Origin of the sequence: Shewanella sp. GD03713, from assembly GCF_029843705.1 — a bacterium.
GTDB lineage: Bacteria > Pseudomonadota > Gammaproteobacteria > Enterobacterales > Shewanellaceae > Shewanella.
The window spans coordinates 2,172,413-2,187,962 of the sequence record NZ_JAOCIW010000001.1 but is presented as its reverse complement, the minus strand read 5'-3'; the positions used below and the strand labels follow the sequence as shown (position 1 = coordinate 2,187,962).

At 50.0% G+C, this 15,550-nt stretch carries 13 protein-coding genes; 6 read left to right on the top strand and 7 right to left on the bottom strand.

What is annotated here, in order from left to right; all coding sequences use genetic code 11:
- Window positions 1–291 precede the first annotated feature (291 nt).
- From N5E87_RS09730 to N5E87_RS09705, 6 genes are all read right to left on the bottom strand, one after another.
- Entirely contained in the window at window positions 292–1,686 is a 1,395-nt protein-coding gene (locus tag N5E87_RS09730; protein WP_279775289.1) for an ATP-binding protein, read from the bottom strand.
- A 113-nt stretch (window positions 1,687–1,799) separates the two neighbouring features.
- Window positions 1,800–2,459: a response regulator transcription factor gene (locus N5E87_RS09725; RefSeq protein ID WP_011716887.1), complete on the bottom strand. Its 660-nt coding sequence runs from the start codon at window positions 2,457–2,459 to the stop codon at window positions 1,800–1,802.
- Between the two features lie 10 nt (window positions 2,460–2,469).
- Complete coding sequence (locus N5E87_RS09720; protein ID WP_279775288.1) at window positions 2,470–3,372, bottom strand: FAD:protein FMN transferase; 903 nt, start codon at window positions 3,370–3,372, stop codon at window positions 2,470–2,472.
- Window positions 3,373–3,468: 96 nt separating this feature from the next.
- Window positions 3,469–4,827, bottom strand: a complete 1,359-nt coding sequence (locus N5E87_RS09715) for a DUF3570 domain-containing protein (RefSeq protein WP_279775286.1) — start codon at window positions 4,825–4,827, stop codon at window positions 3,469–3,471.
- 107 nt (window positions 4,828–4,934) lie between these two features.
- Window positions 4,935–5,156, bottom strand: a complete 222-nt coding sequence (locus N5E87_RS09710; protein ID WP_086903676.1) for a DUF4266 domain-containing protein — start codon at window positions 5,154–5,156, stop codon at window positions 4,935–4,937.
- A 3-nt stretch (window positions 5,157–5,159) separates the two neighbouring features.
- Window positions 5,160–5,627, bottom strand: coding sequence for a TlpA disulfide reductase family protein (locus N5E87_RS09705; RefSeq protein WP_086903675.1), 468 nt, complete (start codon window positions 5,625–5,627; stop codon window positions 5,160–5,162).
- Between the two features lie 350 nt (window positions 5,628–5,977).
- Here N5E87_RS09705 and hyaA point away from each other — a divergent pair, with 350 nt between their 5' ends.
- The 6 genes from hyaA to hypF all read left to right on the top strand — a co-directional run bounded on the left by hyaA (window position 5,978) and on the right by hypF (window position 14,513).
- Window positions 5,978–7,114 carry a nickel-dependent hydrogenase small subunit gene (gene hyaA / locus N5E87_RS09700; RefSeq protein ID WP_279775284.1) on the top strand — a complete coding sequence of 379 codons (1,137 nt, stop codon included), beginning with the start codon at window positions 5,978–5,980 and terminating at the stop codon, window positions 7,112–7,114.
- Between the two features lie 3 nt (window positions 7,115–7,117).
- On the top strand, window positions 7,118–8,821 hold the full coding sequence (hyaB, locus tag N5E87_RS09695; RefSeq protein ID WP_279775283.1) for a nickel-dependent hydrogenase large subunit: 1,704 nt from the start codon (window positions 7,118–7,120) through the stop codon (window positions 8,819–8,821).
- Window positions 8,822–8,842: 21 nt separating this feature from the next.
- A complete protein-coding gene (cybH, locus tag N5E87_RS09690) occupies window positions 8,843–9,517 on the top strand; it encodes a Ni/Fe-hydrogenase, b-type cytochrome subunit (protein ID WP_011626297.1) in 675 nt (224 codons plus the stop codon).
- A 7-nt stretch (window positions 9,518–9,524) separates the two neighbouring features.
- A complete protein-coding gene (locus tag N5E87_RS09685; RefSeq protein ID WP_279775282.1) occupies window positions 9,525–10,103 on the top strand; it encodes a HyaD/HybD family hydrogenase maturation endopeptidase in 579 nt (192 codons plus the stop codon).
- Entirely contained in the window at window positions 10,084–11,934 is a 1,851-nt protein-coding gene (locus N5E87_RS09680; protein WP_279775281.1) for a NiFe hydrogenase, read from the top strand. Before N5E87_RS09685 ends, N5E87_RS09680 begins: the two co-directional genes overlap by 20 nt.
- 71 nt (window positions 11,935–12,005) lie before the next feature.
- The gene (gene hypF / locus N5E87_RS09675) at window positions 12,006–14,513 is read left to right on the top strand and encodes a carbamoyltransferase HypF (RefSeq protein ID WP_279775280.1); all 2,508 of its coding nucleotides are present in this window, start codon (window positions 12,006–12,008) and stop codon (window positions 14,511–14,513) included.
- Between the two features lie 4 nt (window positions 14,514–14,517).
- Here hypF and N5E87_RS09670 read toward each other — a convergent pair whose 3' ends face one another.
- A complete protein-coding gene (locus N5E87_RS09670; protein WP_109285904.1) occupies window positions 14,518–15,396 on the bottom strand; it encodes a LysR family transcriptional regulator in 879 nt (292 codons plus the stop codon).
- Between the last annotated feature and the right edge of the window lie 154 nt (window positions 15,397–15,550).

The following is a 15,550-nucleotide window of genomic DNA, read 5'->3' as shown; positions in this document are numbered from 1 at the left end:
TAACTCCTTTTGCACGATACTATTTAGCAATATACTTATACCAATAAAGAATATCAAATTCGAATTAACATACCAATTTGATCTTTAAAAGTTACAAGTGCTAATAAAGTGCTGCCAAGTTCGCATAATAGAAACAAAATCAATCTGTTTTGCAAATTTGCGGTATCACTCATCTTAGCGATTTGCCCTAACTACAAATCTTAGATGATGCCTGCCAATACGCGAGCCAGCGGGCATAAAATAATTATGTTAAGGCTGCGAATCGCGTTGAAATACCATTTGAAATGTGGGTCACTGGGGGAGCGCAAGCGTGACCACTAAACCGCCATTTTCACGGGGCGTGATCGTCAATTCTCCTTGGTGTAAATCAATGATGTGGTGGCAGATGGACAGCCCCAATCCCGCGCCTATTCCTTCATTTTCATTGACGCGGTAAAAACGCTCCGTCGCACTGGCGATTTGCTCCAGAGTCATGCCCTGCCCGCGGTCGGCGATCTTTATCTCGACATGGGTGTGGGTGACTGCGGCACTGATACTAATCTCAGTTTCGACAGGACTGTATTTACAGGCATTTTCGATGATGTTTTTTAGCACGATCAGCAGGTAAAACCGATCGCAGTTGAGCGTTAATGCGGCGTCGACCTCGATTTGCCATTCATAGTCGGTGATCAGTGGCATTAGCTGATTCAGCGCATCTTCCACCATTGGCAGTAACAGATGAGGTTGCACATTGAGTTCGGCAATCGAATCGACCCGCGCAAGCAACAAAAGTTGCTCAACGGTGTGACTCATATGCTTCACACCGGCATCGATAGCGGCGAGGTGAATGCGCTCCGCATCACCCTCGCCCACTAAACCTTCTAAACCTTGTTGATGTAATTTAATCACGGATAAGGGGGTTTTTAACTCATGGGCCGCATCGGCACTAAAGCGGCGCTCCCTCGCAATAAAGTGCGCAATGCTGCTGATATATTGGTTTAGCGCGCGGCGCACGGGCACGAGTTCCTTAGGCAGTGACATAGTGAGCGGCGTGAGATCGTTAGGCGAGCGTGCCATTAACTCGCGCTCGAAGGACTTCAACGGCCGGAACAAGATGTAAAACAGCAAACTGACGATAAGTAAGGTTAAGGGCACAACGATCAGCGGCACGATTACGGCATTGTGCATAATTTGCGAGACCAGCTCTTGGCGCACTTCATCTTGCTGGGCTGTGATGATCCAGACTTTGTGTTTAACCGAAAAAAAGCTGAACACATGCCACAGCTCCCCTTCGAACACTTTTTTGCTATAGCCTTGAACAAACTTAGTTATGGGTTGTCGGCCGATATTGTCTGAAAACACCAGCGCTTGCCCCGCCTCGCTCCAGATCTGAAATGCGAGTTTGTGCTCATAGGCCAGCTTTAGCGCATCGGCCTTTTGTGCAAAGGTACTGATCTGGCTATCGGGGACATGGAGAATTTGCGGCAGCTCTTGTGGCGTTTTAAATTCCGCCTCATCGTGATAAAAAAGCTCAAGCATTTTCGCGCTTTGCAGCATTTGCGCATCAAATAACTCTTCGATTTGATGCTTAGAATCCCGGGTGCTGAACCAGCTTGAAATGCCCACGGAAACCGAAATCCCCGAGAGCATCAGCAAGGTTAATAACAAACGTAATGAGTACACATCCAGCACCTTGAGTCGATTCACCCCGTAGTCCCCGTCGTTTATGGTGAGAGTAAACATGCCTAAAAGGCTGTTACTAAATACCGATAAACGCCGAGTTTGTCACTTAAATCCTGACTCTCGCGTTAATTTTCAGGTTAATTGACTTCGGTTAGGGTATAGCCAATGCCGCGTACGGTCTTAATCAAGTCATTGGCTAACTTTTTACGTAAATGGTGGATATGGACCTCAATCGAGTTGCTGCCAACCTCATCCCAGCCATAGGTTAACTGCTCTAGCTGATTACGAGTTAACACTCGGCCAGCGGATTGCGCCAGTTCGAGTAGTAGCTGAAACTCCCGACGTGATAGCGGCACATTTTGATCGCGAAAACTCACCTCACGGGTGTTGAGGTCAATACTTAATGCACCGATATTCAAGCTGTTATTATCCAGACCATATTGCCGGCGAACGATCGCCCGAATGCGCGCGGCTAACTCACGCACATCGAAGGGTTTACCTAAATAATCGTCGGCGCCGATATCGAGGCACTCAAGTTTGGTATCAAAATCCGTGTTGGCCGTGAGCACAATGGTCGGAATCGACACGCCCTCTGCCCGCCACGCTTTAAGTAGCTCCTTACCATTGCCGTCGGGTAAGCCTAAATCGAGCACTATGGCGCTAAAGGTTTCATTCTTAATGCCCACTAATGCTTGCTGATAACTACTTAGGTGATCGACCTGCATCCCCATTTTGGCAAGGCTCAAGCAGATCCCTTGGGCTAATAACTCGTTGTCTTCCACTAACATGATACGCATTGATAATGCCCTATCGAAAAATACTAGATTGCACCGATTGCTCGGCTAAAAAGGCTTCGGCCTGCTCACCCTGTAACATGGCCATGGTGGCCAACATGCCTGCGGTGACGCAGTTTGGCCCAAGAACTGTCACCGAGCGCGGCGCCCCACTTACCGGATAGCCAGTGCGCGGATCGACAATATGCCCATAACGCTTGCCATCAACTTCAATAAATCGCCGTGTATCACCACTGGTAGCTAAAGCGCCTTGGGTTATTGCCAGCACTTTCGCGGCATGGTCGAGCTGATGCGGATTTTCAATCCCCACCTGCCAAGGCACGGCATTTGCCACTGGACAAGCGATATCGCCGCCAAAATTGACCAATACCGAAATCCCCGCATAGGACTCGGCAAGCTCATAGGCGACCCTATCGACCGCATATTCTTTGGCGATACCGCCAAAATCGAGCTGCATGCCTTGGGGCATCAACAACTCATGGGAATTAAATTCGATGCGCTCAAAGCCAACTAAGGCTCGTGCAGCCTCGATATCCGCTTTGTCGGGCATCTTGGCATCGGCCGTAAAACGCCACAGCTGCATCAATGGGCACGCCGAAATATCGAAGAGCCCATCGCTCAACTCAAAGCATTGTTTCGCAAAAGCCAACAGTTGCCAGGTTTCTTCATCAATAGCGCTGCGTTGCCCCTGAGCATGATTAAGCCGCCATAGCGGGTTACCCTCGATAAAGCGGCTGTATTTCTGCTCGATTCTTTGCGCCTCGCGCGCCGCCATATCGAGCATATCGTAGGCAATAGCCTCATCATGGCTTGCGATTAATGGCTCGCATGGGCTGGCCATGGCCCTAAATTCGCCTAAATACCCCCAATCTCGACGCACGAGTCGATATGGCGGATTAGGGGAAACTGCTGGCATCTTCGTATCCTTAGTCTGTGACTTCGCGTAACGCTCAATATGGGCAACACCCCATATTGATGCGCTTTGTTTGCGGCTCAGTAACAGAGTATACCTTTAAAAAGAATAACTAAACTGCGCCGTTATCGCCTTTTGGGTCGGGAATAAGTCGTAGTTTTGCAGCTCACCAGGGATCGTTGTGCCATTATTTTTCGGATCCTGTTGGTAATATTCCAAGCGATATGTCATTTCATGGCCGCCCGACAGACGGTGACCAAACTTAACGCCAATGGTATAGGCACTCATATCACCAATCCGGTAGTCTGCACTGGCAAACTCGGGTAACGGCGTATCGGCAAGCAGGAACGGTTGATAGAAATTCACCGCCGACTGTTGGTAATAGCGTAAGTGCAATTGCCCGTAGAAACTGCCGCTAAAGTAATAGCGATAGTGGGTTTCTAAGGTGTGCGAAGTTAAATCCCAATCATCCGTGTTATAGCGGTAGGAGAAGTCCACAACGCCGGAATCGAGTGCTCCTTTGGTCATCACATAAAAACTGTGTTTCAGGCGCGAATCGGGGCGATTCTCATAAACTATGTCCTCGGTCGTGCCGTTATTGTCCACCACGCTCAACACTTTATAGGGATCGGTTAAGTAGCCGCTGACACTGGATAATCCATAGTTTGCCTGTAATAACCAACGTTGATTCAGTACTTGGGTGATCCCTAGCATCAAATCGACGGTTTGTTTATCGTCGCTGCCCGTTTGGCGGGTAGCATCGAATGCAGTGCGGTAAGCTTCATCACTGGTAAAATTGTCGCGAATAGCCATAGAGGATAATGCCACGGGTCTGCCTCCGACGGGGTCAACCACATCGAAGCTGTAGGCCGTGCCCAAAAACAGCGTGGTATTGTCCTTGTTAAAACCACGTTCGACCCCGGCATTAATACCCATCGACATATAGTCGAATTCTTTAGAGCCATACACGCCGCCATTGACTTTCCAATCGGAATTGAGCGCCTGCGACCAGTTGGCACTGCCCTGCACTCGGGTATCGTGGAAGGTATCATCGAGCGGAGTCTCACCGGCTGCCACTTTATATTGGCCATTACCAGAAGGACGGGTGAAGGTTTGGCTGTCGCCTTGGGCGACTGCACCGGAGGCCGAGGCACCCGTTAAGCTGTCGACCACCAGCTTTAAATCCAGCACACTGTCGTCGCCAAAGTTTTTCTGCGCCGTACCTATGGCTTCAACCGCCTGTACCCTGTCTTGCTCGCCGTAGTACATCAGCGCGGCATCGACTTTCCAATCATCAGCATTTTTTGCAAGCTCAGTGGCATGGCCGCTTGAGACAAACAAGCCACAACTAGCTAAGGCTAAGGCGCTGGCAATATGTTTAGTCTGGGGTTTTACCTGTGCTGTGACTTGCAGCGATTGTGGGGCGATTGAGTCTAACTTATTGTTATTATTTGTCATGGCAGACAACACCTTTATGTCATTAACGCGTTTTTAGACTAAAAACCTATTTTATGTTAAACCTCAGTAGGCTAAACCTCAGGTACCACTTGTTGAATGTACAAGACTTAGTTACAACCGCAGCCGCCGCCCGCAAACGCGCGACCACCGCTACTGCCTTCCTTACTGAAGTAGATATGATCGTCTAACGCCTGATCTAACTTTTCACTGTCAAGGGCCATATCCGCCCGCGCGAGTTGTCCTTTCTCCCAAGGCTGCACCCCAAGGCTCGAACACCCACTCACCCCTAACATCACTAACGACATGGTAACTAACGCGATGTTACGCATAACTTACTCCTTCAACAGATTCACGAGTTCTTGTTCATAATCGGCGGCATTATCTTGGTAAAAGCCCACATGGCTTTTGACTAGCTCGCCTTGGCGATTGAACATAAAGCTGCTGGGCATGCCCAGTAAATCAAAGCTTCGTGCCACATCACCCTCAGGGTTAAAACGCACAGTAAAAGTAGCTGGCACCTGCTTTAAAAATTCATCGGCGAGCGCCTTATCGGTATCGAGGTTAATCGCCACCACGGCTAAACCTTGCTCGCGATACTTTTGCGCCATCGCATTCATCCAAGGGAAAGACTTACGGCACGGACCACACCAAGACGCCCAAAAATCGACGTAGACCACTTTGCCCTTAAACTCAGTCAAGGAAACACTTTGGTTATTTGCATCAAACACCTGATGCTCCAGCGACGGTGCAGCCTGGGCGCCAAGACTTAACAAACTGAGTAACAACAAGAGTTTTTTCATACTAGGTCCATCCATCACAATTGCGTTTGAATTTATTAACTGAATCTTAAGGTTTGCTTAAACTGTAGAAGAATAAATTTAAGCTCGCGTTGGCGGTTATTGTTTGCCGTATCAATTGATTACAAAGTGAGCTGCAACAGAAAAAAGGTTAAAAGTGCGACATTTTGTCCCATTAGCAAAATCGAAATTAGATCTGCATCATGTTAATTAAATGTCAAAATCAGTTTCATCACATCTCTTGAAAATTCTTGATATGCATCAAGAATTCTGTATCGCCTAAGGCCTAAACTGGCAGTGTCAATTATGTAAACCCTTACCAATTTACATTCAAATAACAAAAAGGTTGACCCATGGACACACATGCAGCCCTCTATGAACAGGGAAAGGCGCGCTTAGACGCACTGCGCCAACTCGCTCCCCGTCAACAGCAAACATTAATCGAAAAATTACAACAACACGGCATCACCCGTCGTGACTTTATGAAGTGGAGCGCCATGGTGACGGGCATGCTCGCCCTACCACTGCCCTTTAGTAACTTAGTTGCCGAAGCCGCCGAACTCGCCGACCGTGTACCCTTAATCTGGTTACACATGGCCGAATGTACTGGCTGCTCTGAATCCTTAGTGCGCGCCGATACGCCTAATTTAGATTCGCTGATCTTCGACCATATCTCGTTGGAATATCACGAAACCTTAATGGCCGCTGCCGGCTGGCAAGCAGAGGAAAACCTCGAGCACGCTCTTGAAACCTACAAGGGCCGTTATCTACTCGCCGTTGAAGGTGCCGTACCGACCGCTAATAACGGCAGCTTTTTAACCGTGGGCTGTAAAGGCCATACCGGCTTAGAAATTATCAAGCATGCCGCCGAAGGCGCCGCGGCGATTATTTCTGTCGGCACCTGCGCCTCCTTCGGTGGTGTGCAAGCCGCCTACCCTAACCCCACAGGGGCGAAAGGGGTACACGAAATCGTGAGCAAGCCTGTGATCAACTTAGGCGGCTGTCCACCGAGTGAGAAAAACATCGTCGGCACCCTGATGTATTTCATCATGTTCGGCAAATTACCTGCGCTGGATATGTTTAATCGTCCTAAATGGGCTTATGGCGCACGGGTGCACGATAACTGTGAACGCCGCGGCCGTTTCGATGCCGGTGAGTTCGTTGAAGAGTTTGGCGATCACGGTGCGAAGGAAGGTTACTGCCTCTACAAAGTGGGCTGTAAAGGACCTTATACCTATAACAACTGCCCTACAGAGCGCTTTAACCACCATACCAGCTGGCCAGTGTTAGCGGGCCACGGTTGTATGGGCTGTTCAGAACCTAACTTCTGGGATGATATGGCCGACTTTGAAAAACCCCTTGGCCGTCAACTACTCCATGGATTGGATGCTACCGCAGACACAGTCGGTGCGGTGATTTTAGGCGCGACCGTCGTCGGCATTGGAGCCCACGCCGTTGCCAGTATTTTTGCCAAGCCGCTGGAGGAATAACCCATGAGCAAGCGCGTTGTTATCGACCCTATCACCCGTATTGAGGGTCATTTACGTATCGAAGTCGAAGTTGATGAGAATAATGTCATCAACAAAGCATGGTCATCCTCTACCCTGTGGCGTGGTATTGAAGTTATCCTCAAGGGCCGCACGCCAATGGACGTGGGGCTGATCGTGCAACGGATCTGCGGTGTTTGTACTTATTCGCACTATCGCTGTGGTACCGAAGCGGTGGAAAATGCCTTAGGCATTCAAATCCCGTTAAACGCGAAATACCTGCGCTCTTTGATGCAAACCTCGCTCTATATGCATGACCATATAGTGCACTTCTATCATCTACACGGTTTAGACTGGGTGGATGTCGTGTCAGCTTTAAGCGCCGATCCCGCCAAGGCTGCACAGGTTGCCCTTAAATATACCGACAAGCCGATTGCTGCGGGCGAAGGCGAATTAAGAGCGGTGCAGGAGCGGGTTAAAGGCTTTGTCGAAACCGGCAAACTCGGCCCCTTCGCTAACGCTTACTGGGGCAATGGCACCTATAAATTTACCCCAGAGCAAAACCTGATTGCCCTATCACATTACCTAAAAGCCCTAGAGATTCAAAGGGTTGCCGCAGAAATGCTGGCGATTTTCGGGGGTAAACAGCCGCATCCACAATCATTGGTTGTGGGCGGTGTGACCTCAGTGCGTGATATGTTAAGCCCTGCACGCCTGCAGGAATGGAAACAAAAACACGCGATTGTGACCGACTTTATTCTGCGTGCCTATCAGGCGGATATCGTCATGGCAGCGGAAGCCTTTGGTGGTGAAGCCAGCGTACTTGGCGGCGTGAACGTTAAAAACTTCATGGCGACCAATGACTTTGTGCTTGCCAATGGCGAATACCTGTTCGACCAAGGCGTGATCATGAAGGGCGACTTAGCGGGCGTGAGCGACATCAACCCAGAGCTTATCGCCGAAGACGTCAGCCATGCTTGGTATAGCGCCGATGCGCCGCAGCATCCCTACGATGGCACGACTATCCCCAACTACACCGGCTTTGTTGAGCGCGATACGGTTTACGGCAAACTGCCCACCTTAGATGGCGATGGCAAATACTCTTGGGTGAAATCGCCCCGCTATCAAGGCGAACCCGTCGAAGTGGGTCCATTGTCCTGCCTGTTAGTGAGTTATGCCCGTGGCAACAAAGTGGTGGTCGATGCCGTCAATGCGCTGCTGGCTCGCACGGGTCTGCCGGTTGAAGCTCTGTTCACCACCTTAGGCCGCACCGCGGCGCGGATGCTGCAAACGGTTATCGTGGCGCAGGAAGGTCTGAAAACCTTCGATGCCCTGTTAACCAATATTCAATCCGATGAAACCACCTATGTGAAACCCCATATCGACCCAAGTCGTGAATATGTGGGTCACGCCATGATTGAAGCGCCACGCGGCATGTTAAGCCACTGGATCCGCATCAAAAACGGTGTCATTGAGAACTATCAAGCCGTGGTGCCCACCACTTGGAACGCAGGCCCTGTGGATGCCAATGGCAAGATTGGTCCCTACGAAGCCTCACTCATTGGTTTGAAACTGGAAGATCCCACTAAGCCCCTTGAGGTGATACGCATTATTCACTCATTCGACCCTTGCATGGCGTGTTCAGTACACGTGATGGATTTCAAAGGTCAAGCACTGAGCGAGTTCCGTGTCAGCCCCAATGGTCAATAACAACGAGGGAGGGAACGCAACATGAACCATTCTGAAACCCGCATTCGGACACTGGTTTTTAGTCCCGCGATACGGATTTTCCACTGGCTACGGGCACTGTCGATTTTAGTGCTAGTGATCACCGGATTCTATATCGCTTGGCCGTTTCTTGTGGCGCCCGACAGCACGGATGTATTGGTACAAGGTTGGGTGCGATTTGCCCATCTGATCTGCGGTTTTGTGTTGACCGCAGTCACCTTGGTCCGCTTCTACCTGTATTTTTTCAGTCGAAGCGATATCGAGCGACGCTCATTCCGTGACGTGATGAGCGTTAAGAGCTGGATCACCCAACTGAAATCCTACATTTGGATGGGACACTTGCATAAAGCCGGTGTTTATGGACCGCTGCAATTTGTGACCTACGTAGCAATCTCCTTCGTGGCACTTGTGATATGTATTACTGGACTCGTGCTGTATGCCAACGTCTATCATGAAGGTTTAGGTGGTATGCTTTGGAGCAGCGCAGCTTGGATCACGGCGCAAATGGGTGGACTGGCACAGGTGAGAATTTGGCACCATTACCTCACTTGGGCTTTCGTTATCTTTGTGGTTATCCACGTCTATATGGCGGTTTGGTCAGGGATACGCTTCAAACATAACTCTGTCGACTCAATTGTCTCTGGTTACGACTACCCGAAACCAGACTCACACCACTAGGAGTCCAATGAAGATATTGCTACTGGGTATTGGCAATGTCCTGTACGCCGATGAAGGCATCGGCGTACATTTTGTCAATTACATCGCTGAGAATTATCAGTTCACACACGAGTCCCACCAGCTGGAGATGCTCGATGGCGGCACCTTGGCCCAGGGACTCATTCCAATTATTTGCCAATACGATTATTTGATCGTAGTCGATACCGTCAATGCCAACGGCGTCGAGGCTGGCGAAGTGTATTTCTTCGATTTTGATAAAGCCCCGCAGGAAATCGACTGGCAAGGCAGCGCCCATGAAGTCGAAATGTTGCAAACCCTCAATATGATGGAAATGGTGGGCGACAGACCCAAAACCTTTGTGTTAGGTGTCACCCCTACCGTGTTAGAACCGATGACACTGGGACTGACCACTAAGGTAGCCGCCGCAGTCCCCTTGATGGAACAAACCCTGTTTACCCACTTAGCCTCCCTCGGGTTCACCGCGACACGCATTGCCGAGCATAGTATCGATTCGCTGATCCCCAATTCTTACAAACGTGGCGTCACTACTGGTGAAAATATAGAAGATGAAACACATCAGATTTGAGTTTACCTGCTCGCGTCAGGTGCCTTTGTATGCGCATTTATGTAATCAATACCTAAATTATGATGCGCTCAATATCAGCATTGGCTGCGACAGTCAGCAGGATTTTGGTTCGCACACTTATTTTATTGAGGCCCAAGGCGAACAAGCGCAGCTAGAACAGTTAGCCGAGGCGATCGCCGCCGACTTTTTAATTTCAGTCTGGCTGGTCGACTCAGGCATTCATGCGATTGAGGCGCCACAGGGCCAGCGGACATTATTGACCGTCCCATCCACTGAGGGTGCGCTTAACGTGCAATCGGTCGCGGCTTTTTGCCAGCAGTGTTATCCCAGATTTGGTGATAATCAGGCGGCGCAATTTGGTCAGATCGATTTAGCCTGCACTTGCTGCCACGGAGAAAAGCGCTTAACCAGCGCCCAAAAGGCGTTAACGCTGTCCGATCTCAAGGCGATGGCCGCGCAGCTTATCAGCCAAGGCTCACTAGATTTAGCCAGCGAAGGCGTACAATTAAGCCTAACACCCTTTGTCCATACAACAGCATCCAGACCGCAACTGCTTATTTGTAATCCCAATACCCTCAACGCGCATTTTTGCCTGAAGGATAATCAAGTCCTCGCCCTATCCAGTATCGAAAAACCGCTGATGTGTGTCAGACCAACCCAAGATAATCAAAAGCTGCCCGCACCGCTCTACGATATCTGCTTTGGTTACAGCCGAGTGCTGTTAGTGCTGAGTGAAATCCTGCGGCAAAAAGGTATCGATTGGGTGTATCTTGAGGGTGCGCACCAGAGGCCGGCGCTCGCCTGGGTCGATGGCGCTTGGGCTCAGTTAGGCAGCCACACAACCGAAAGCACAGCGCCGCAAACCATTAAGCAATTCAGTGCGCCGGAGCCTCTGCGGGAAGACATCCACTTTTTAGGCTTTAAGGCCAAATGGCAAGCCAATAAGAAAACCCGTTCACACCAAGGTTTATTGACTGTGCAGGCCATACCAAATAAGGCCGATACAGCTGAATATGCAGCAAATGAGGAAGACCATACCATAGCGGATGCAGCCCTGTTTGCAGCGCTGCTTAATGGTAAATTTACGACCCATAAGCAGGCTAAAAATGCGGCGGTGATTTACTTAAGCCATCACCACACTGGCCAAATCGTCACCTGCGACAATAAGGGAGACACCTCACTGTTTTTCGCCCTGCCTGAACTACCGGACAATGGTTACGAGATTTTCCATTGCCTCGACAGCAGTCCACAAAAAGCCGTCGCGCAAAAATTTAAGAGCTTGTTTCCAGAAGATTACTTAAAATTGCTGAGCTTAAAATTTAGCGGCAGACGCGATAATCTTCAGAGTCTGTGGGCGATTGCCGCAGTATTGATTGGCCTAAATCCGCAGGAAGAAACCCAATCTCAAACCTATTTGAGCGATGCACTGCTCGCCGCCGCCATGCGTTACCATGGTGCGAATGCGCCGCGCATCGATTTTCCCCTCACCAAAGGTGAGGCCCACCGCAGCCTGAATTGGTGTAAAACCCTAGGCACGCTGCTGAGTTTTCGCGTCGCCGGGCACAGCGATCCGAGTCAACTGGCCTTTGCAATGCAGGACTCCCTCGCAGACTACCTCGCGAATTGGCTTGAACACATTGACTTAAATATCGGTGTACACAACATTGCGTTAGCGGGCAATGAGTTAGCCAACGAAACCCTTTGCAAGCGTATTAGCCTACGACTCGGGAAAAACTTCCCGCTATTGGTCAATCGCAGTCTGGATTTAGAGGGCGACAACCTGGCCGTAGGCGCGCTCTATGTGAAGCAGCGGCAGTTAAATAACCTTTAACAACACCCGCTCACCGCTAACCTTACATTCAGATAGCGCTAACGCATGGAGGATAAAATGTTTTATCTTCCATGCAGATGCAGCCAGATAAGCGAAGAATACCGAGATTGAAAAAAGCCACCTCACCCACCAATCAAACCGAGCAACTCGAGCGCCGCCAGCTGCATATCACGGGCATTGTGCAAGGTGTGGGCTTTCGCCCCTTTGTTTACCGCTGGGCGAGTGAGCTTAAATTAACTGGCACTGTGCTAAATAATGCCAATGGCGTGATGATTGAGCTGCAAGGCCCCACCGCAAACTTAGATAACTTTGTGCGTGAGTTAACCACCAATCCGCCGCCACTGGCGCGCATCGATCAGATGACCCAGAGTCCGTTAGCGGTAAAGCTTGAAGAGACTAGCTTCAATATTATTCAAAGTGATAGCCAAAGTGATGAATCTGGTGAGCATAACTTTGCAGCGCTGGTTGCCGTATCGGCCGACAAGAGTACCTGTCAGGATTGCTTAAGCGATATGCATAACCCGCAGGACCGCCACTTTGGCTATGCCTTTACCAATTGCACTAACTGCGGCCCAAGATACACGATTATCAATGCCTTACCCTACGATCGCCATCATACGGCCATGGCGGATTTCGCCATGTGTCCCGACTGCGCTAAAGCCTATCAAGATCCGCTAAATCGCAGATACCACGCTCAGCCTGTGAGTTGCCCTAAGTGTGGTCCTCAATTGAGTTTAAAATCGCCTCAGGGCGAGTTACTTGCACCTAATTCCTTGTCCGCTTTGCAAGATAACAGCCTTGCAGTATTGTCGGCGGCGGCCGAGAAACTGGCTCAAGGGCAGATTCTTGCGATAAAGGGTTTAGGTGGCTTCCACTTAATGTGCGATGCAACCAACACTTTAGCCGTCAATCAATTAAGGCAACGCAAGCAACGAAAAGCCAAGCCGCTAGCGGTGATGATGCCGAGCATCGAAGTGGCAAAACGCTATGTAACGGGTACACAGGCAGAGTGGCAAACCTTAAGTTCGCAGGAGCGGCCCATCGTACTGATGCAGGCGCTGGATAAACACAATCTGAGCCATCAGATTGCTCCTAATATCCCAAAACTCGGGATATTTTTGCCCTACACACCGCTGCATCATTTACTGCTCGGGCAATTTAATGGCCCACTGGTTGCGACCAGTGCGAATGTCTCTGGCGAGCCGATTATCACCGATTGTGATGAGCTTATCAGTCAACTAGGCCATGTGGTGGATGCCATAGTCGATCACAACCGCCCCATCCTCAACGGCTGTGATGACAGCGTGGTGCAACTTATCCAACCGCCAAATGGCTGTGCACCACAGGTGCAAGTGCTGCGTTTAGCGCGGGGATATGCGCCATTAAGCTTCCCGTTACCCAAACCGCTGAGTCACTCCATTCTTGCCGTGGGCGCCCAACAAAAAAATGCCATTGCGTTAGGTTTTGGCTCGAATGTGTTTTTAAGCCCGCATATCGGCGATCTCTTTAGTGTCAGCGCCGAGCAGTACTTCGAGCGCACCTTGGCAACCTTCGCCCGTCTGTATCATTTCAGCCCCGAGCTAATTGTCCACGATAAGCACCCAGACTACGCACCATCGCGCTGGGCTGAGACGCAGCAACAGCAACGTCTTGATACGCAAAGCCAAGACACGCACCCAATCCGAACCTTAAGTGTGCAGCATCACCACGCCCATGTATTAAGCGTAATGGCCATCAATCAATATCAAGATCCAGTATTAGGCTTTAGTTTCGATGGCACAGGGCTTGGTGATGATGGCAGCCTCTGGGGCGGCGAAGTCTTACTGACCACCCTTAACGGCGCCGAGCGGCTTGCCCATTTCGAGGCAATTCCCTTGCTCGGTGGAGAACAGGCAATTAAGCAGCCTGTGCGTTTGCTGCTGGCATTACTGTTTCAGCAGATGAGTCTCGAGGAAGTGCAAGCCCTTAAGTTGCCGATTCTGACAACCTTAAGCCCCATCACCTTAAGCAATCTGCATCGGATCTGGCAAAACGGCCATGGGATTAATAGCTCCTCGGTGGGACGCTTGTTCGATGCCCTCGCCTGCGCCTTAGGCTTTATCGACACCACCCAATTTGAAGGCCAAGCGGGTATGTTAATTGAAGCAGCGGCAAGACGGGCCGACGCCAAACAACTGCCGACGCTGATGCTCGACTTGCCCTTGGAAATCTCAGATATGCCCAGTGATAGCTCGATGCACGAACCGCATATCTGGCGCAGTAGCCAACTCTTTAAACAGATAATCACGCTGATCATCGAAGCACCGCTCACTCGCGATCGGCAAGCGCAGATTGCCCGCGCCTTTTTGCATAGTGTGGGGGATGCCGTTTGTGGTTATGCCGCGCGCTACCCAACTCTGCCCGTAGTGCTGTGCGGCGGCGTGTTTCAAAACCAATATTTGCTCGAATATTGCCTCAGTAAACTGCACCAACAGGGTAATACCGTGCTGCCCAACAAACATATTCCCGTCAACGATGGCGGTATCGCCCTCGGGCAGCTTTGGTATGGTATCCATCAAAACGTGAGCAATAACCAGTGATGGTTTAAGACTCAAGCTGGTTCATAAAGGCTTTCATTGCGGGCGTAATGCTGTGCTTACGGGTCATAAAGACCGTTTGCCCTGAACTGACTCCGTCTAACAGCTGATACGGGATCCCAAAGAGTTGCGCCACCGATTCGGCAATACCGCGGCTGACGATAGCACTGCCTAAACCATGCTTTACCGCGCCGATTAAGTGGAATAATGAGTCGGTTTCTAGTACCAGATTAAAATCGATCCCCGCCTGCGCCATCGCATTATCTATGTATTTTCTAAACTGCATATTTTGGCTGAGCAGCACTAAGGGACGCGTACCTATGTCCGCTAAAGACAAGGATTTACTTGCACTGCCATCAACCGAATCACAGGACAACAGCGCCATTTGATTGGCCCGCTGCGGATAAAATACGAAGCTACGCCGATTAGCCTCGGTGAGTTGTTCGTCAAACCCAAGGCCGATATCGGTTTTATGCAGACTAAGGTTTTCAATCAATTGTCCATTGGTCATCACAGATAACTTGATGCTGATATTGGGATAAGCCTGATTAAACAGCTTAATCAACGGCATTATGTCGATACTCGATTGCGGCACTATGCCAATCCGTAACGAACCCGTGAGCTGGCCACGAAACAGACTCAACTCCTGCTTCAACGCTGCCTGTTCCTGCAACATTCTCTCGGCGTATTGCAGCATGATCTGTCCCGCATCAGTGAGCGCCACAAACTGGCTCCCCCGCACCACAAGCTCTGTGCCTACGCTTTTTTCAAGGGCGCTTATCCCCGCGGAGAGTGTCGGTTGCGTCACATGGCAGGCATTCGCCGCTTTGGCAAAATGCTGTAATTGTGCGAGTTGTTGGAAGTAATGCAGGTGGCGAATATTCATAGTGTTTTCGACATAGTTAGATACAGTGCTTTAGACAAATCTGAAAAATCAAACCCTATTGGTATCCATAGTTTAATAGAAATCTTCTATCAATCCATAAAATAGTTTGATTGGCCTAGCGCGTAAACCTTCCCTAGAATGTGATCAACATCCA